We start from the raw sequence: 18,698 nt of genomic DNA, 5'->3' as shown, positions 1-18,698 counted from the left end.
ATTATATGGCTATATCGCATTTGAAATGGTTGATCAACCTGGTATTGTGGCTATTATTTGGATTTATATGCTTTTTGCGGCGGAGTGAGGGGAAATAAAAACGCCCGCGTTGGCGGGCGTTGGTCATCAGCGAAATGAAATAACGGCCTGTTATTCGTCTTCTTCGTCGCGCAGCGGGACAATCAGCATATCCACGTGAACGGTGTTGATGAGCTGACGAGCCGAGGACATCAGTTTGCTCCAGAAGTCCTGATGGTGACCGCAAACCACGAGGTCCATATCATACTTTTTAATCGCATCAACCAGCACCTGGCCGAGATCGCCGCTGCCGCTCAGGGTCTCAGTGATCGGATAGCCCGCGTTGGTGGACAGCTCGCTTAACGCGTGGTGAGTCTCTTCGGAGATGCGCTTCTGCATGTCGCCCAGATTGACGTCAATAAGGCCGGTGTAGAGATCGGAGTAATTCACATCCACGTGGATCAGGGAAACTTTTGCATTGTAGGGGCGGGCCATAGAAACGGCTTTTTCTACCAGTACTTTGCTTTCCGGGGACAGGTCTACTGCAATAAGAATATGTTTGTAAGCCATGGTGTTACTCCTTCCATAAGTTGTCGATGACCGTTGGACCTGACAGCCAGCGCTGCCGCTTCGCCCGCGTCCTGCGTGCTACATTCGCGGGGGGGAGTCCTTAAGGACCTAATTGTAGAAGATATTTCTACCTTATAGCGCCCCTCGCGATCCGTCAATCCACCTTGTTCAGCGAATAGTTAAACAAATATATCCGACTTATGCATTGATAATGATTAACGTTGTGGTAAAAAAATTAACTGATCTCCTACACTATTTAATGAGCCGGTCGGATAAATAAACGTGATCGGAATCGCACTCTTTCACAGTACAGTCGGTTTGATATTGGGGAGCGGTAGTCCCGGAGGGAGCCTCCGAGGACGGGTCGCCGGGGAGGAGGTATGATCAGCACTGTTGCGCTGTTTTGGGCCCTGTGTATCGTATGTGTAGTGAATATGGCACGCTACTTCTCGTCGCTGCGTGCATTGCTTGTTGTGCTACGTGGTTGTGACCCTTTGCTCTATCAATATGTCGACGGCGGCGGTTTTTTTACGTCGCACGGGCAGCCCGGCAAACAGGTGCGCCTGGTGTGGTACATCTACGCCCAGCGCTACCGCGATCACCACGACGATGAATTTATCCGCCGCTGCGAGCGGGTTCGTCGGCAGTTTATTCTCACCAGCGCGCTATGCGGCCTGGTGGTGGTCAGCATGATTGCCCTGGCTATCTGGCACTAGCTTCACGATACAAAAAAACGGGCCAGTTTCCTGGCCCGTTTATCTTTCTTGTTTCTGATATTCGCTTAGATAATCTGCAGTGAGAGCCAGTACAGCGCGCCGGACAGCAGAATCGCCGCGGGCAGGGTTAGTACCCAGGCCATCAGGATGCTGGTGACGGTTTTCTTCTGCAGACCGCCGCCATCAACGAGCATCGTCCCCGCTACCGAGGAGGAGAGCACGTGGGTGGTGGAAACCGGCATACCGGTATAGCTCGCCAGACCAATCGATACGGCGGCGGTCATCTGAGCTGACATACCTTGTGCGTAGGTCATCCCTTTCTTACCGATTTTCTCGCCGATGGTGGTCGCCACGCGACGCCAGCCGATCATGGTGCCGATACCCAGCGCCAGCGCAACCGCCATAATAATCCAGATTGGCGCATACTCGATGGTGCTCAGCATATCGGTTTTCAGCTTCTTCAGCAGACGCTTATCGTCAGCATTCACTTCCGGCAGCTTAGCCACTTTGTCTGTGGTGTCGGAGATGCAGAGCATAATACGGCGCAGATGGCTACGCTGTTCCACGGAGAGCGTGTCGTAGCTTTCTGTACCGGCCAGCATTGTCTTCACGCGGTCAAGCGCGTTGATGGTGTTTGCCGGGTGGCAGTGAAACTCGCCGTTGGCGGCTGCCCCTGCGTCCGGAGACGGAATGAGCTGCTCGGCGCCGGTCGCTTTCTTCAACAGCTCAGGGCGCTGCTGGAAGAAGGTTTCCACGTTGTTGACCGCATCGCGGGTACGGGTGATTTCGTAGCCGGAAGCGTTCATATTGACCACGAAGCCCGCCGGAGCAACGCCGATCAGAACCAGCATCACCAGGCCAATGCCTTTCTGGCCATCGTTCGCGCCGTGGGAGAACGCGACGCCAATGGCGGACAGAATCAGCGCAATACGGGTCCAGAACGGCGGCTTTTTCTTGCCGTCTTTCTTTTCACGCTCGGCTGGGGTCAGGTGAATACGGGCGCGTTTTTTGGTTCCGCTCCAGTAGCGACGCAGAATGAAAATCAGGCCGCCCGCCACTACCAGACCCACGATTGGCGAGATGATCAGCGAGCCAAAAATACCCATGACTTTCGGGATGTTCAGCGCATCTACCACCGACGTGCCGGTCATCAGCGCATTGGTTAAACCAATACCGATGATCGCGCCGATCAGAGTGTGCGAGCTGGAGGCCGGAAGGCCGAAGTACCAGGTGCCGAGGTTCCAGATGATTGCCGCCAGCAACATGGAAAAGACCATGGCGAGGCCATGCGCTGAACCCATGTTAAGCAGCAGGTCGGTCGGCAACATATGCACGATGGCATAGGCTACGCTGAGACCGCCCAACAGAACGCCGAAGAAGTTAAAAAGAGCCGCCATCGCCACAGCAAGCTGCGACCGCATTGCGCGTGTGTAAATCACAGTTGCAACAGCGTTTGCGGTATCATGAAAACCATTGATCGCTTCGTAAAAAAGCACGAAAGCCAGAGCAAGCAATAATAATAGCCCGGTATGTAAATCCAGACCGGCAAATAAATGTAGCATAGGACGTTACGCCATTTTGAGGACATGAACGCGGCGCATTATCAGTGACTTTCGCGGCGCGGGCAAAGTGAAATATAGACTTTTTTTGATTTTCTTCCTGTTTAAGTTTTACCTTGTTGGGAGTATTCCTATATCTTTCAATAAGGTACATAAATCTGTTTTTTTCAGGCTGGTGCGACCAGGATGAAAAATTTACAATTCCCGACAATCGGGATATGAGGAATGTTGTGTGGAAAGGTTTGATGCCATCGTAATCGGCGCCGGAGCGGCGGGAATGTTTTGTGCGGCGCAGGCGGGGCAGGCAGGCTGTCGGGTGCTGTTGCTCGATAACGGCAAAAAGCCCGGGCGTAAGATCCTGATGTCTGGCGGTGGCCGCTGCAACTTTACTAACATGTATATCGAACCTGCGGCATATCTCAGTCAAAACCCGCATTTTTGCAAATCTGCGCTGGCGCGCTACACCCAGTGGGACTTTATCGATCTGGTTAGTAAACACGGTATCGCCTGGCATGAGAAAACCCTGGGCCAGCTTTTCTGCGATGATTCCGCCGAGCAAATCGTTAACCTGCTGCTGGCCGAGTGCGAAAAAGGCAGCGTACACATTCGCCTGCGTAGCGAAATTATCAGCGTAGAGCGGGATGATGAGGGCTACACGCTACAGCTTAACGGCGAGACGGTGGCGGCGAAAAAGCTGGTGGTTGCCTCTGGCGGACTGTCTATGCCAGGCCTCGGTGCCTCGCCGTTTGGCTATAAGCTTGCCGAGCAGTTTGGCCTGAAGGTGCTGCCGACCCGAGCGGGCCTGGTGCCGTTTACCTTGCATAAGCCGCTGCTCGAACAGCTGCAGGTGCTTTCCGGGGTGTCGGTGCCGTCCACCATCACGGCGGAAAACGGGACCGTCTTCCGGGAAAACCTGCTCTTTACCCACCGCGGGCTGTCCGGGCCGGCGGTACTGCAAATTTCCAGCTACTGGCAGCCGGGAGAGTTCGTCAGCATCAATTTGCTGCCGGATTGCCATCTTGATGACTTCCTCAACGAGCAGCGCGCGGCGCATCCCAATCAGAGCCTGAAGAACACCCTGGCAATGAAGCTGCCAAAGCGGCTGGTCGAGTGCCTGCAGCAGCTGGGGCAGCTGCCGGACGTCACCCTGAAACAGCTTAACGTTCGCGAGCAGCAGGCGCTGGTTGAGACGCTGACCGCGTGGCGCGTCCAGCCGAATGGCACCGAAGGCTATCGCACGGCGGAAGTGACCCTCGGCGGTGTCGACACCAACGAACTCTCTTCGCGCACCATGGAGGCCCGCAAGGTGCCCGGTCTGTACTTTATCGGCGAAGTGATGGACGTCACCGGCTGGCTGGGAGGCTATAACTTCCAGTGGGCGTGGGCGTCAGCCTGGGCATGCGCGCAGGCTTTAGCGGAACAGAAATAACCGCCTGCTCTGTATCAGCGGACCCGGCTCCGCCTTATCCGCTGATATTGTGCTGCTTTAATTTGCGCCACAGGGTCGTGGGGCTGATGCCGAGCATCACCGACGCTTTGGTTCTGTCCCCGTCGGTTTTTTCGATGACATGGGTAATCAGCCGTTTCTCTTGTTTCTTTAATAAATCGGTTTCATCTGATGTCACGCCCGTGGCCGGGAAGTGGGAGCTCTCGTTGTAGTCATCCGGTGCAATTTGACCGATTTGCAGCAAAACGTCTTTGCTCACTCGATCGATGTCCAGCAGGACGATGAGCCGGTAGATAACCGCCTGAAGTTCACGAATGTTGCCAGGCCAGCTATAGCGATGCAAAAAATCCACCGCGTCGGGGGTAAATGTGATTTGCTTACCTTGCTGATAAAGCAGATGCTGAATCAACAACATGATATCGCCCGGTCGTTGGCGTAAGGCCGGTAGGCTCAACTCAAGAATATTGATTCTATAGTACAGATCCTGCCTGAACTCACCGCTGGCGACGAGCTGGCGCAGATCCTTATTGCTGGCGGTGATCAGGCGAAAATCGGCGGTGATCAACGTATCGCCCCCGAGACGAGAGAATTGCTTCTCTTGTAACACGCGCAGCAGCTTAACCTGTACCGATAACGGCGCTTCGCTGATTTCATCGATAAACACCGTGCCGTTCATCGCCATTTCAAACACCCCCGGTTTTCCGCCCTTACGTGCGCTGGTAAATGCGCCGTCGGCATAGCCAAAGAGTTCGCTTTCCAGAATACCCTCAGGGATGGCCGCGCAGTTAATCGCGATAAAAGGGCTATGGCTTCTGGCGCTATGGTTATGAATACTCTGGGCGAAAAGTTCTTTGCCTGTGCCGGTATCGCCTAAAATATGAATGGGAAGTTCGTGGCGGGCGCACAGTTTAGCTTTTTTTATGACATCGCGTATCGCCGGAGACTGGCCAATAATGTCGTCGAAAGACCAGGTTGTGGAAAAACCGCGGAGCTTACTTTTTTTGCTGATACTATTTTGCCAAAGCGAGCTTTCCTGGCTTAACCCCGTAATAACGGCATATGATATTTTGGGGTTTGAAAAATGGCGCACGGAAATATGAATCGTTACGCCGTTAATGTCTATAGCCTGCTCTTTGATGTCTAATTCATTAATAATGCTGGCATAAATCTCTTTAAAGGCTTCTTTTTTGAATAGTTTATCTCCGGCTTGACATTGAAATAATTCAACGCCGGTGGCATTGATGTTTATTATTTCACCAAGTTGATCAATGCACATAATACCTTCGCGCGCCTGATTCAAGGCTGAATGGCTCATGATTAGCTTGCTGTTTTCTCGATTAATGTATTTCAATAAACTGTGAGATTCATTGATGGCCTGTTCAATGGAAATGTTATCGGTATCCCCCATAATAGCATTGAGATTATATTTTTGCGCCATTTCAGCAACGGTCAGGCCGCCGATTACGGTATGATAATTATTCTCTGAAAGATTTTTTATAACATTTTCAATATCGTGATGGTTGTAAACCTGACAAATTTTAAACTCTTCATTGGTCATGTTTTGGTAATGGCGCAAGGCGCTACAAAATTGCGGGAAGCCAACGGCGGCAATTTTTTGCGATTTGCTGTTGGCTTCTTGTAGGATACGATAAACGCCATGAAAATCATGAGCGATTTCAACGACAGGGATAGTAATATTACTACGCAAGAGTGCGGCGGTACCGCCCCGGCTAATAATTATCTTAGTGCCGGATTGAATCATCTCATGGGCTTTGTCGAGAACATCTGAATAACGAAATTCATAGACGGGGATGTCGAGCTTTCTTTCAATAAGGACATTCATAATTCTTTGGGTTATTGTCCTGGAAACTGAAAAGATAACAATTTCATTATTATTCATGCATTATTCTCGCAGGCATCAGAGTAGGCAAGCCTCAGTATATGATGAGACCGAGGAGAATCAATGAGGGAAGTCATATTATGTGTGATTCAGAATAAAAGCCCTACGCCGATGTAGACGTAAGGCTTCATAATTAGCGATTAGAAGCGCAGGCGGCGATAGACGATTTGACCATTACACAGAGTTGCGCAGTTATCAATGTAACGGTCCCCTTCAATTTTAACGCCCTGAGTATCTTCAAAAACAATCTTCTCTTTTCGCAGCTTAACAATGGAAATATCAGCACAAGCACCGGGCGCCAGGGTACCAATTTGTCCCTGCATTTTCATTAAGCGCGCCGGCGTAGCGGTTACCGCGCGCAGGATATCGAAGAAGGACATTCCCATGTTGAGATATTTCGACATGACGTGGAGCAGACTGTAGACCTTATCCGTCCGTAAGCTATTTCTCAGGGTGAGATCGGTACTAATGATATCCGGATAGAATCCCTGCGCCATGGCGGTTCTGGCAACGTGAAAATCAAAGTGGGCCACGCCGTTTGAACAGTCGAAGATAACCCCCCGGGTCTGCGCCTCTTTTATTGCCGCATAAACCTCGCCCTGTTCATTAAGAATCGAGTGGCCGGTACCGTGGAAGCAGTGGGCGTAAATATCATCGGCATTAAAATAGCGGATCAGTTCATCGGCGCAGAGAAGAGAGTCCGTGACGTGAACGCAAATCGTGGTATCCAGTTTACGCGCCAGGGAGACGGTAGAGAGAAGAGGGTCGCTGGCGTACTGTTTCCCTTTGGCGATATCCTGGCTGTAGCGTAGTTTCAATCCCAGAATATTGTCTCTGTTGCTATTCAGCGTTTGGGCGATTTTCTCCTCGTTGTAATTCGCCGGATTGGTATTTTCCAGATACCCGGTCGGCCCGCCCCCGAGGGTGGAAAGCCCGACGTTGACCACGTTCAAATAGCTTTTGATTTTCACCATGGCCGGATGAATCACGCTATTGCGAAAAAGCTGATAATTCACCCAGCCGCTGCTGCCGGCATCAACCATGCTGGTGACCCCGTTGGGTAAGCATACGATGTCAGGGTTGACGCTGATGGCGGTCCCGCCATGAAAAACATGACCATGGAAGTCGATTAAGCCAGGCAGCACGATACAACCCGCGGCATCAATCACCGTTTCCGCCTGCAAATCGTCAACGGTATTTAAGTCCACGATGCGATCGCCGATAACGCCAATATTACGGTTAATATAATCATGACCTTCGAGATCGGCGACCAGACCGTTTTTAATCAGAATATCCAGTTTCATTTTTTGCTCCTGTTAAATGCCGATAAACTTCCAGTAGGGAATACCGATCAGGAAGAAGATTAATACGTTGACCACCACCATGATGGTGCCCAGCATCCAGAACGTTTTTTGCGGGACGTAGCCGCTGGAGAACGTAAATACGCCAGCGCCGTTGCCGTAGTGCGTCAGCAGTGCGCCATAGCCTGCGGAGAAAGCCAGAGAAAGCGCCACGTACATCGGGTGCGCCTGGGTCGTCATTCCCAGGGTAAAGAGTACCGGATAGAAAGAGACGACGAACGCGCTGTTCGAGACAAAGAAATAGCGGACGGCAAGGCTGATAAAGACCAGCACGGCAATCGCGCTGATTTCATTGAGATGCGACAGGTCGAGATAGTTTTTGATAACGTCCACCAGAAAGACGTAGAACCCGCCTTTTGATAGGGCAACCGCACAGCCATAAAACGCGCCATACCAGACGAAGGTCTGCCAGGCCGATTTTTCGCTCACCACGTCATTCCAGCTCAGCACGCCGAAAAGCAGCAGGCAGGCGAGGAACGCCAGGCCGACGGGAATAAAGGCGATGCCGGTGATGGAACCCGTCATCCAGCCGAGCACGCCCAGGACAAAGAACACGATCAGCAGCTTCTCTTCACGTTTTACCGGACCCAGCTCACGCAGGCCCTTCTCGGCAATTTCATTGACGTTATCGATAACTTTCAGTTCCGGCGCGTAGATTTTATACAGTATCCACGGCGCGAGCAGCAGCACCAGTCCGGCTGGCACCACGGCGGCTTTAAACCAGGTCATCCATTCGAGATTCACCTTCATGATCTCGTTGGCCAGCGAGACGGTAATTGAGTTGGTCGCCATCCCCGTCAGAAACAGGCTGGAGGTTCCCATTGAGACGACGTACATCAGGATGGTCAGATAGGCGCCGATTTTGCGGCTACCGTCGTCGGGCTTCGAGCCCAGCGCTTCGGCGATGTTCCTGAAGATGGGATAGGTAATGCCTCCCGAACGGGACATATTTGAACCCGTTGCCGGGGCCAGTACGGTATCCGTCACCATCATCAGATAACCCAGGGTGAGGGTATTTTTTCCATAGCGTTTTAGCAGCAGATAGGCGATACGTTTACCCAGTCCGGTAATAACAAACGCTTTGCAAATAATAAAGGCGCTGATAATAAACCAGACCATAGGGCTGCCAAAACCGGCAAACAGGGGAGCGGGGTCGAGAACCAGAGAGGCAAACCCGAGAATAATCAGCATAATGACCGCATCGGTAAACGGGCGTAAAACCAGCCCGCACAGCATCGCCAGATAGATGCCAACCATATGCCAGGTCGGTGCGGAGACGCCTTCCGGGTGCGGTATTATCCAAAATAAAACGGGGAAAAAGATAATGGGCAAGAGTTTTAAATAAAGCATTTTTATTACCTTTGCTTTAAAGCCACGGCCCGTCAGGGCGCCGCGGCCTGATATTATTTAATCAAATTAACGATACACGTCGTCGATAAACTCAACGCCGGTCTCATCCAGTGATTTTTTGACCCAAAGGCGATTCGCGGTGCCGTTTTTGGCGGCCTCTACTTTGCTGGCATCGAATTTTGCATACTCTTTGGCTTTATTCAGTACGGCTTCTGCGTCGCCGAGGGGGATTACAATCACGCCATCCGCGTCGCCGACGATCAGGTCGCCTGGACAAACCGCGACGCCGCCAACGGCGATCGGCGTGTTCACCTCTCCCGGACCTTGTTTAAACGGGCCCGCGGGGTTGGAGCCGGTGGCGAACAGCGGAAAATCGAGAACCGACAGCGCATCGATATCGCGGATAGGTCCATCCAGCACGATACCGGCGACTTTCTTCATGCAGTGGGCATAGGCCACCATGATCTCGCCCATCAACGCTCGTGAGCGGTCGCCTTCGTTGGAGACGACAATCACATCGTTCTCACCCGCCATATCCAGCGCGGCGTGCAGCATCAGGTTATCGCCCGCGCGGACTTTCACGGTGATAGCGAAGCCCGCCATAATCGGTTTTTTCGGCGAAGAAATACGTTTAATGCCGTTACCCAGTACGGCAATGCGGTTCATGGTGTCAGCGATATTCGCCGCCGGGAGCTGTTCAAATTCTTTAAGAAGATCGACGCTGCTGGTCGGACGCTTTAAAAAAATACGGTTACCAATAGTCATTTTTTTCTCCTTAAAAACCCGGGACCGGCCAGGACGGTTTCTTACCGGATAAGACTTCATCAATGCCAATCGCGGAATGGAGCGAGGCTCTGTCGGTCGCTTCAATGGTGGCGGCGCCAATATGCGGGGCAATCACGATATTGCTTAGCGAGAAAATCGGGTCGTTGGCATCAAACGGCTCTTTCTTTAAAACATCCACGCCCGCCCCGGCGATAGCGTGGGTGCTCAAGGCGTGATAGAGCGCTTTTTCATCGACCAGCTTTCCGCGTGCGGTATTAATGAAGTAGGCGGTGGGCTTCATCATGGAAAACTGTTTCTCACCGACAAAATCAGTGGTTTCCGCGGTTGTTGGGCAGTGCAGAGAAACAAAGTCGCTCTCTTTGAAAATCCGGTCAAAATCGTCGGTAAGCTCTACGCCTTCGGGGATCTGCTGCTGAGTTTTATACGGATCGTAGGCGATAACTTTCATATTAAAGCCATGCAGCGCTTTTATTGCCACGCGTGAACCGATATTTCCCACGCCAATCAGGCCCAGCGTTTTACCATCCAGCTCCACTTTTGGCGTGCGCAGTTTTGCCCAGTAATAATCTTCAAGCATCTTTTCCTGTACCAGCTTGAAATTACGCGAGCAGTGCAGCATATAAAATATGGCCAGTTCGGCAACGGACATGCTATTAGCAATCGGCGCATTTAATACGACGACGCCATGACGTTTAGCGGACTCCAGATCGACCGTATCGTAACCAGCACCATGTCGTGCAACGACTTTCAGCTTTTTAGCCGCCTCAAATACGCGATCGGACATTTTTGAAAGGCGTACGATAATACCGTCGCAATCGACGATGTCGCGAATGATATCTTCTTCTTCCATCCCTGAGCCGTTAATCAGCTGATAACCGCGGCTTTCCAGATATTCTCTTCCTTCCGCCATGATTTCCTGCGGGAGTAAAATTTTGTAGGTCATTTAACTATCTCCAGTGTTGATTACGTGGAGGTAACTGCATGGGGTGTGCCATAAATTAATATTGTGCGAATTTAATTTTCAACTACATGATAAATGTGCAGTTTTTTTATTTTTGTTTTTGCGGCTGAGTGATGCTCTTCGCATATTAAGATAGTGCTGTGGGTCGGGGTATTTAATTTTGAAATGGTTGAAATGCAAAATTAAATGAGGCGGCTATTCGCCTCACATTTTCTGTTGTTGATGCAAAATAAAGGTTTGTTTGTATCCATTGACATTGTTCAGCGGACAACTTAAAACGTCAGGGTGACGTTTTCTCAAGGGGAATTATTGCCAGTGAATAAACTACAGCTGGAGATATTCATGCTTATGGTTCAGGAGGGGAATATTCATTGCGTATCTCAGCGGCTAAGTATTGAACCCTCTTCGATAACAACCAGCATTTGTGCGCTTGAAAATGCGCTGGGTTTCAATCTTATTAAGCGCGGCAGGAATATCAGAAAAGTTATCTTAACGGAAAAAGGGCACGCGTTTTATCGACTTGCCCCAGAGTTACTGAGATTGCTTAATGCGATTGCGGATATTCGGGCAGGAATAAAACAGCCCGGCAAATCCTTCCCGCCGGGCAAGATAATCAGTTCAGCCCGAGAAAATACTGGGCGATTTTGAAGTAGATAATCAGTCCGGTACCATCGATAAGGGTGGCGATAAACGGCGCTGAAACTACCGCCGGGTCGATACCGACGCGTTTGAGCGTCAGGGGGATCACCGACGACACCACCGCGCTCCACAGGGTAATACAAACCAGCGTCAGGCTGACGATCAGGGTGATCTCCATGCCGATGCCCATCATCCAGGCGCGCAGGCAGCCCGCCAGACCGAGCGTCATGGCGATCAGCAGCGAGGTTGAGACCTCTTTACGGATCACGCGCCCCATATCGCGCAGCCGCACTTCCCCGAGCGCCATGGAACGCACGAGAGTGGAGGTGATCTGCGTCCCGCTATTGCCGCCGGTACCAATCAACAGCGGAATGAAAAAGGCCAGCGCAATCGCCGACTCCAGCGCTTCCTCAAAATGCTGCAACACGCTGCTGGTATAGGCTTCGGCGACAAAGAGCAGCAGCAGCCATACCGAACGTTTTTTCCACAGCGCCCACGGGCTGGTTTCCAGGTAGGGCTTTTCCAGCGGCAGCGTCGCCCCCTGGCGCTGAGCATCCTCGGTCACGTCATCTTCCAGCAGATGCGCGATCTCTTTTTCCATCAGGCAGCCAACCAGCTCGCCTTTTTCGACCACCGGCACGAGGTCGAGCCCGCGCTCTGCCAGTTCGGCGACCACCTGCGGCCGCGGGTCGTCAGGCCTGACGCGAAACAGGCAGCTATCCATTAAATAACGAATGGACTGGGCGGTATCGCTCTCCTGCAGCAGCTTTTTAATCGATAAACTGCCGCGCAGTTTTTTCCCGGCGACGACAAAAACCTGGCCGGGGATCTCATCGCTGGCCAGCTGAGAAACGAACAGCTCACGCGCTTCATGAACGCTGAAATGTTCCGGCAGGGTAATGAAATCGGTACGCATGTACTGGGCGATCGCGTCGCCGTCGAACGCTGCGGTAGCCTGATGTGCGGCGCACAGTTGAATGGAAGACATGGTGTAATTCCCTATAAAAAATCACTCATAGGGGCGAACAAGACAGGATGAGCACAGGCAGATCCCTACGTCCTGGTTTTAGCACTGCACAACGTATCTGCCCGGCATGAACGCCGTCAGAAGTTACCTTGGCAACACCTTGATTCGATGGAAGCCTGTATTTCCCTGAGTGGTCTCTCTCGATACCAACAGGGCGGTAACTTATGTTTATGCAGGAGCCTCGCCATAACGAGATCGTTAAATGAGACGTGATTATTAGCGAAGTGAAATAATTAACCAAACGTATAATTCATGTCGTTTATTAATGGTTGAGAAAAACCGCTACGAGGCGCATGGGCCAACGAGCCAGCATGATAGCGTTAGCTCCGCTCGCGAGTTAAAAAGCCGTTTATTGCCGCGCGCAGTTTATGAGTGGGGTGACACCTTCTCCGTTGGCAAACACTGCAAATGGCCGTGGCGCACGCCGCGCTGGGCGATAACGTCATCGGCAAAATGCTGAACGTCGCCCATATCGCCTTTCAGCACGGCGATTTCCAGGCAGTCGTCATGGTTGATATGTACGTGAAGGGTGGCGACGGAGAGATCGTGGTGGTGATGCTGGGTGGAGACTAAACGGCTGGCTAAATCGCGCTTCTCATGTTCATAAACATAGGAGAGTACCGCGAAGCCCTGGGTGCCGTACTCCTGAGCGCTTTCCTGGGCCAGCGCGCCGCGCAGAATATCGCGGATGGCTTCGGAGCGATTATGATAGCCGCGGCGCTGGCTCAGGCTATCCAGCGTGTCGAGTAAATCGTCATCAAGCGTAATCGTGATACGTTGCATCTGTTTTAAACCTTATTACGGCGCACGGGAAAGGCGGGAAGTACCGCATTTTGTAACACGCGACCGGCGTGGGAAGAAAACGTTAATTTGTCGCCCACGACCTGCGTCTCAACGATTTGCCCCTCATCCATCACCATCACCCGCTGGCAAAAACGCTCCACCAGACGTAAGTCGTGGGTGATAAACAGACAGGCGGTGCCAAACTGTCGCTGGAGCTTTTTGAGCAGACCAATGACGCCCGCCTGGAGCACCAGGTCGAGGTTAGACACCGCCTCATCAAGGATCAGCAGCTGCGGCTCAACCGACAGCGCTCGCGCCAGGCAGACGCGCTGCAGCTGTCCGCCGCTCAGCTGCGGGGGGCGCTTATCAAGCACGCTATCATCGAGATCCACCGCCCTGAGCATGTCGCTTGCCCGCGCCAGCTGTTCCGCTTTCGTCAATGACAGCAGATGTCGCATGGGTTCACGCAAAATTTCGCGTACCGTTTTACGCGGATTCACCGCGCTGATGGCGTCCTGGAATACCATCTGAATATCCCGCCGGAACGCCTTTTGCTTAGCGCGATTGAGCCGGGAGAGTGGTTCTCCCCGCCAGCAGACGCTGCCCTGCGTGGGCGATTCCAGGCCAACAAGCAGGCGCGCCAGGGTGCTTTTCCCGCAGCCGCTGCGTCCCAGCAGGGCCACGGTTTCACCGCTTTTCAGCGCCAAAGAGACCTCTTTTAGCACCTTTAAATCGGTATATTGATGGGTAATCGTGGATACGCTCAGTAATGTCATCAGGCCAGCTCCAGACCATAAAGGGCGAGATGCGCCGCCACCAGGCTGCGGGTGACGCTGTGCTGCGGGGCGCGAAACAGAGAGTCAACATCGCCCTGTTCTACAATGCAGCCGTTATCCATTACCGCCACATCGTCCGCCAGCCGCGCCACGACGCCCATATCGTGGGTGACCAGTAGCATCCCGGGCCCGCGGTTTTGCATAACACCTGCCAGTAGATCGAGAATGCGCGCCTGGGCCACGGCGTCCAGATCGGTGGTGGGTTCATCGGCAATGATAAACGGCGCCTCGCACAGCAGCGCCATGGCAATCATCATCCGCTGCAGCATGCCGCCGCTCATCTCGAACGGATAAAGCTTCAGGACGCGCTGCGCCTCCTCCAGCCCAACGGCTGCCAGTACCGCCGTAAGCGTGGCGTCGTCTGCGGGTTTACCCAATGCCCGGCAGGTTTCCCGCGCGTGGGTCGCCATGGTGTGCAGCGGATTAAAGGCGCTGCGCGGGTTCTGCATAATGGTGGCGATTTTGCTGCCGCGCAGCTCGCCGGGGGAAACCGGCTGGCCGTCGGCGAGGATCATCCCCGCCGTTTGCCGTACGCCGGGAGGCAAAATGCCCAGCGCCGCCGCGCAGGTTAGCGATTTTCCGCTGCCGCTGCCGCCAACCAGCGCCAGCACGCGCCCGCGTTTGAGCGTCAATGATACGCCGTGCACCAGCGGACGCTCGGCCTGTAAGACGATGTTTTGCAGTGTAATTTGTTGCGGCATTAGTGGGCGTGCTCCGCGATCAGATGAGGATCCAGGCGATCGCGCAGCGCGTCGCCCACCATGTTGAAGGCCATGACGGTAATAAACAGCGCCAGTCCCGGCCAGAACATTTGCAGCGGCTGGGTCCAGATATACTGGCGGGCGTCGTTAATCATCACCCCCCACTCGGCGGTTGGCGCGGTGACGCCGAGGCCGAGAAACGACATCCCGGCGACGTGCAGCATCATATGCCCGATATCCAGGGTCGCCAGTACCAGCAGCGACGGAATGACCGCGCCGGCCAGATGGTCGACGAATACCCGCATGTGTCCCGCGCCGGAAAGCCGCGCGGCGAGCACAAATTCGCGCTGGCGCAGGGAGATTGTCAGGCTGCGCACCATCCGCGCATACCACGCCCAGTGCGACAGGGCGATGGCGATAATTACGTTGGTCAGCCCGGTTCCCATTACCCCCACCATAAAGAAAGAGAGGATTGAGGTCGGGAAGGTCATAAACAGATCCGCGACGCGCATGGTGGCCTGATCGACGCGGCCGCCGATAAGCCCGGCGCATCCCCCGACAAGGAGTCCCAGCGCCAGCACCAGCAGCAGGCAGGCCATCACCGAGCCAAGCGATACGCGGGTCGCTGCCAGCAGACGCGAGAAGATATCGCGCCCCAGATGATCGGTACCGAGCCAGTGCTGGCTGCCGGGCGGCAGCAGGCGCGAAGGCAGATCGATCGCCTGCGGATCGTACGGCAGCCACCACTGGCTGGTGAGCGCAACGACCGCCAGCAGGGCGATGATAAGCAAAGAAATGCGGACGGACCCGCGTGAAGAGAGGAAAAAGTTCACGAGCGCGCTCCTTCATGGCGGCGAATGCGCGGGTCCAGCGCGGCGTTCAGCAGATCAACCATCAGGTTACAGACCACAAAAACGATCACCATCATCAGGGTGAAACACTGAATCACCGGATAATCGCGATTAAAAATCGCCGAGACGGCGTAGCGGCCCACGCCGGGCCAGGCAAAGATATTCTCGATAATCATCGTGCCGCCAATCAGCTCGCCGATATGCATCCCCACGGCGGTAATCATCGGCAGCGAGGCGTTGCGCAGAATATGGCGGTGCTCGGTTTGCCTGTCGTTCAGGCCGCGCAGTCTGGCCCAGGTTACGTGACGCTGCCCGGCGACTTCCAGCATGCTGGCGCGCAGCAGGCGGGCGTTGATCGCCAGCGACATAAAGGCGATCGACACCGCCGGCAGAATGATATGCTGCCAGCCGCCATAGCCCATCGCCGGCAGCCATTGCAGATAAACCGAAAAGAACATCACCAGCAGGAAAGCCAGCCAGAAGTTGGGCATCGACACGCCGAGAAAAGCGATGATCCGCACAATAAAATCCGGCAGGCGGTCGCGGTGCCGCGCCGCCCAGATGCCCAGCGGCACGGAGGTGAGGAGGATCAGCACCAGCGCGGCGCCGGCCAGTTGCAGCGTGGCGGGCAGAAAGCTCAGCATGTCATCCAGCACCGGACGCTGGGTGGCGAACGAAACGCCAAAATCCAGATGCAGCGCCTGCCACAGCCAGCTGCCGTACTGGACGATAAGCGGCCGCTCCAGCCCCAGCATCGCGCGTGTTGAGGCCACCATCTCCGGCGTCGGCGGCAGGTTTGACAGACGCAAATAGTCCAGCGCCGGGTCACCGGTGCCCAGGCGCAGCATTAAAAAGATAATCACCGAGGCGGCGAAGATCATCGGGATCAGCAGCGCGACCCGCCGCAGCGCGTAACGTAACATCAGGGTTTCACCGGCTTAATCTGTTCAAACGGAATTTCAGACGCGATCGGCGCGTAGGGAATCGCCCCCAGCTCCGGTCTGGCGACCACCATCATCGAGACGTAGCTGATGGGCAGATAGACCGCATCGTTGTGCAGACGGGTCAGCAGCTCTTTGTACAGCGCCTGACGCTGCGTTTCGTCGGTGGTTTTCAGCACCTCGCCGATTTCTTTATCAATAATCGGTTTGTCGGCTAATCCCTGCTGCGCCTGAAAATCGGCGTGCGACGGTACGCGCATCGAACTCATAAAGGCGTGCGGATCGTAGGGTGCGCCCCAGGTACGGTTGAAAATCATGCCGAAGCGACCATCGCGCTGGCGGGCATAAATACTGCTCTCTTCCTCGCCGACCAGCGCCACGTCCACGCCAACCTGGCGCATATCGGCCTGAATGATTTCCGCCATTGATTTGCTCAGCGCGTCGGTACCGATAAACGACAGCTCAACGCGCAGCGGCAGGCCGTTTTTCTCGCGAATATCCTTACCCGCAGGCAGGACCCAGCCGGCGTTTTCCAGCAGCGCCTTCGCCTGCTGCGGATCGTACCGGCGCGGCGTCAGGCCAATATCGGCATAGGGCACGGTGGGGGCGAACAGCGTATCGGCAACCTGCTGAGTGCCGTACAGGGCGTTATCAATCAGCGATTTTTTATTCACCGCAAAGTTCAGCGCTTCGCGCACCGCTAGCTCGTTGGTGGGGGCTTTGGCGGAATTCAGCGCCAGCATCACCGTCTCTATCGGCTGGGAAAGCTGGGTTCGGTAGGCCGGGTTGTGGCTGAAGCGGTCGAAGGTGTCGAGCGGCAGCAGCCCTTCGTTGCCGTAGAGCAGGTCAATATCGCCGGTTTCAAAGGCCACCGCGCGGGTCGTCGGGTCCGGGATCACCTTGACGGTAATCTTTTCAATCTGCGGCTTTTCGCCCCAGTAGCGCTCGTTACGCACCAGTACATTGTACTGATTGAGTTTTGTTTCCTTCAGCACCCACGGACCGGTGCCAATCGGCGCTTTAATGCCGTGCAGGGTCTCATTGTCTTTGAACTGCGACGGGGCGATAAAGCGGAAAGGGCGCGGCAGCGCCAGCTCCTGTAAGAACGGGTAATAGGCGCTTTTCAGGGTGATTTGCAGCTGGTTTTTGTCGAGCGCGTTGACCTCGACGATCTGATTGACCAGCTCCAGCCAGGCGTGGCGCTGGCGGTTATCGAGCACCACGCGGAAGTTCTCCGCGGCGGCATGGGCGTCAAACGCTTCGCCGTTGGAAAATGTCACGTCATCGCGCAGGGTGAAGGTCCAGACTTTGCCGTCCGCCGAGTGGGTCCAGCTTTTTGCCAGCCAGGGTTTTACCGAGCCATCCGCCTGATACTTTACCAGCGGCTCATAGACCATGCTCTGGGCGTACATCTGGTTGGGCGTATAGAGGTGCGGGTTGAGCGGCCCCACGTTGACCGGCCAGGCGGTGGTGATTTCATTGGACGCGGCGCAGGCCAGCAACGGGGCGCAGGCGAATAGCGCCAGCAGGGTGGTGCGGATAATAGACAAGGCTTTTTCTCAGCGACAGGAAAGTATGACGATTTTAAAGATTCATCATACTTTCGGCGTAAGCTGGATCAATAACGGGCCTGAAAGTATAAGAAAACGGTATATCTGTTTTGGCTGTATGAGTCTACTAACCCGCCTGCAGCCCGGCTAAGCGCAGCGCGAGCCGGGTAAACAAACCCATCAGGGCGCTCTGAACAGATCCAACAGCGTGGCGACCTGCTCATCAATGGGCGTTAAATCACGCTTCACGATCAGGTGAAGCGGCGTAGCCCGCCGCGCGCCGTGTCCTAACGGTAGCGCCTTCAGTACCCCCTCTTGAAGCTGCGGGCCAATGCGCTCTTCCGGCAGCCAGCCAAACCCGACCTGATACAGCACCGCATCGATGGCGGCATCAATAGTGGAAAACGTCCATGCATCGCGGGAAGATTGCGGATCGTTGCTGCGGTCGGCGATGCGCACCAGCGGCCAGGGGGCCAGCGCGCTGTCGTCCAGCGGCCCCGTCAGCGCGGAAAGTGGATGATCGCGATGGGCGACGGCGACAAAATCAATGTTCATCAGCCATTCGCCGCGGCCGGTAATATCCTGACGGCGGGTCAGCACCATCACGTCCGCCTCGCTGCGGGCCGGATGCTCTTCCTCAACGTTTTCCAGCACTTCGGTCAGCCTGACCTGGGTTTGCGGGTAGCGCTGTTGAAACTGGCG

The 18,698-nt window shown here is 54.4% G+C and carries 18 protein-coding genes and 1 riboswitch; of the genes, 3 read left to right on the top strand and 15 right to left on the bottom strand.

The genetic code is table 11. The features are described from left to right. Nucleotides 1–150: 150 nt before the first annotated feature. Nucleotides 151–588 (bottom strand): universal stress protein UspA, encoded by a 438-nt coding sequence (gene uspA, locus HMPREF1144_RS02440; protein WP_004126268.1) that lies wholly within the window; start codon nt 586–588, stop codon nt 151–153. Between the two features lie 380 nt (nt 589–968). Here uspA and uspB point away from each other — a divergent pair, with 380 nt between their 5' ends. Beyond that, nucleotides 969–1,304, top strand: coding sequence for a universal stress protein UspB (gene uspB, locus HMPREF1144_RS02435; RefSeq protein ID WP_004855171.1), 336 nt, complete (start codon nt 969–971; stop codon nt 1,302–1,304). A 65-nt stretch (nt 1,305–1,369) separates the two neighbouring features. Here uspB and pitA read toward each other — a convergent pair whose 3' ends face one another. Beyond that, nucleotides 1,370–2,866, bottom strand: a complete 1,497-nt coding sequence (gene pitA, locus HMPREF1144_RS02430) for an inorganic phosphate transporter PitA (RefSeq protein ID WP_004855169.1) — start codon at nt 2,864–2,866, stop codon at nt 1,370–1,372. A 229-nt stretch (nt 2,867–3,095) separates the two neighbouring features. On the opposite strand from pitA, the gene HMPREF1144_RS02425 reads away from it, so the two are divergent. Further along, on the top strand, nt 3,096–4,292 hold the full coding sequence (locus HMPREF1144_RS02425) for an NAD(P)/FAD-dependent oxidoreductase (RefSeq protein ID WP_009651765.1): 1,197 nt from the start codon (nt 3,096–3,098) through the stop codon (nt 4,290–4,292). A 34-nt stretch (nt 4,293–4,326) separates the two neighbouring features. On the opposite strand, the gene HMPREF1144_RS02420 is transcribed toward HMPREF1144_RS02425, so the two are convergent. From HMPREF1144_RS02420 to HMPREF1144_RS02400, 5 genes are all read right to left on the bottom strand, one after another. Then, the gene (locus tag HMPREF1144_RS02420) at nt 4,327–6,210 is read right to left on the bottom strand and encodes a sigma-54-dependent Fis family transcriptional regulator (RefSeq protein ID WP_009651775.1); all 1,884 of its coding nucleotides are present in this window, start codon (nt 6,208–6,210) and stop codon (nt 4,327–4,329) included. Between the two features lie 140 nt (nt 6,211–6,350). Next, nucleotides 6,351–7,514, bottom strand: a complete 1,164-nt coding sequence (locus HMPREF1144_RS02415) for a metallo-dependent hydrolase (protein WP_009651759.1) — start codon at nt 7,512–7,514, stop codon at nt 6,351–6,353. 12 nt (nt 7,515–7,526) lie between these two features. After that, nucleotides 7,527–8,921, bottom strand: coding sequence for a DASS family sodium-coupled anion symporter (locus tag HMPREF1144_RS02410; RefSeq protein WP_004126262.1), 1,395 nt, complete (start codon nt 8,919–8,921; stop codon nt 7,527–7,529). Between the two features lie 66 nt (nt 8,922–8,987). Beyond that, complete coding sequence (locus HMPREF1144_RS02405) at nt 8,988–9,686, bottom strand: RraA family protein (protein ID WP_004855156.1); 699 nt, start codon at nt 9,684–9,686, stop codon at nt 8,988–8,990. Nucleotides 9,687–9,696: 10 nt separating this feature from the next. Further along, nucleotides 9,697–10,650 (bottom strand): hydroxyacid dehydrogenase, encoded by a 954-nt coding sequence (locus HMPREF1144_RS02400; protein ID WP_009651750.1) that lies wholly within the window; start codon nt 10,648–10,650, stop codon nt 9,697–9,699. 303 nt (nt 10,651–10,953) lie between these two features. On the opposite strand from HMPREF1144_RS02400, the gene HMPREF1144_RS30870 reads away from it, so the two are divergent. Beyond that, complete coding sequence (locus HMPREF1144_RS30870) at nt 10,954–11,316, top strand: LysR family transcriptional regulator (protein WP_316503925.1); 363 nt, start codon at nt 10,954–10,956, stop codon at nt 11,314–11,316. Here HMPREF1144_RS30870 and HMPREF1144_RS02395 read toward each other — a convergent pair. From HMPREF1144_RS02395 to HMPREF1144_RS02360, 8 genes are all read right to left on the bottom strand, one after another. Continuing rightward, nucleotides 11,282–12,295: a magnesium transporter gene (locus HMPREF1144_RS02395; protein WP_009651786.1), complete on the bottom strand. Its 1,014-nt coding sequence runs from the start codon at nt 12,293–12,295 to the stop codon at nt 11,282–11,284. The two genes, HMPREF1144_RS30870 and HMPREF1144_RS02395, sit on opposite strands and share 35 nt — an antisense overlap. 56 nt (nt 12,296–12,351) lie before the next feature. Beyond that, a riboswitch (M-box (ykoK) riboswitch) is annotated at nt 12,352–12,535 on the bottom strand. Nucleotides 12,536–12,700: 165 nt separating this feature from the next. Continuing rightward, on the bottom strand, nt 12,701–13,117 hold the full coding sequence (gene nikR / locus HMPREF1144_RS02390; protein WP_004855145.1) for a nickel-responsive transcriptional regulator NikR: 417 nt from the start codon (nt 13,115–13,117) through the stop codon (nt 12,701–12,703). Nucleotides 13,118–13,122: 5 nt separating this feature from the next. Beyond that, nucleotides 13,123–13,893: a nickel import ATP-binding protein NikE gene (gene nikE / locus HMPREF1144_RS02385; RefSeq protein WP_004855142.1), complete on the bottom strand. Its 771-nt coding sequence runs from the start codon at nt 13,891–13,893 to the stop codon at nt 13,123–13,125. Beyond that, the gene (nikD, locus tag HMPREF1144_RS02380) at nt 13,893–14,654 is read right to left on the bottom strand and encodes a nickel import ATP-binding protein NikD (RefSeq protein WP_004855137.1); all 762 of its coding nucleotides are present in this window, start codon (nt 14,652–14,654) and stop codon (nt 13,893–13,895) included. Before nikD ends, nikE begins: the two co-directional genes overlap by 1 nt. After that, a complete protein-coding gene (gene nikC, locus HMPREF1144_RS02375; RefSeq protein ID WP_009651755.1) occupies nt 14,654–15,487 on the bottom strand; it encodes a nickel ABC transporter permease subunit NikC in 834 nt (277 codons plus the stop codon). The genes nikD and nikC overlap by 1 nt, the downstream gene beginning before the upstream one ends. After that, entirely contained in the window at nt 15,484–16,428 is a 945-nt protein-coding gene (gene nikB / locus HMPREF1144_RS02370) for a nickel ABC transporter permease subunit NikB (RefSeq protein ID WP_009651780.1), read from the bottom strand. The genes nikC and nikB overlap by 4 nt, the downstream gene beginning before the upstream one ends. Then, the gene (gene nikA / locus HMPREF1144_RS02365) at nt 16,428–17,996 is read right to left on the bottom strand and encodes a nickel ABC transporter substrate-binding protein (protein ID WP_009651754.1); all 1,569 of its coding nucleotides are present in this window, start codon (nt 17,994–17,996) and stop codon (nt 16,428–16,430) included. Before nikA ends, nikB begins: the two co-directional genes overlap by 1 nt. A 180-nt stretch (nt 17,997–18,176) precedes the next feature. Next, nucleotides 18,177–18,698, bottom strand: a 522-nt coding sequence (locus HMPREF1144_RS02360; protein WP_009651784.1) for a LysR substrate-binding domain-containing protein, incomplete at its 5' end; no start/stop codon positions are given.

This window comes from Klebsiella sp. OBRC7, from assembly GCF_000293135.1.
In the GTDB taxonomy this organism is placed as follows: Bacteria; Pseudomonadota; Gammaproteobacteria; order Enterobacterales; family Enterobacteriaceae; genus Klebsiella; species Klebsiella michiganensis.
The sequence above is the reverse complement of the archived record's forward strand: the minus strand, read 5'-3'. Positions and strand labels throughout refer to the sequence as shown.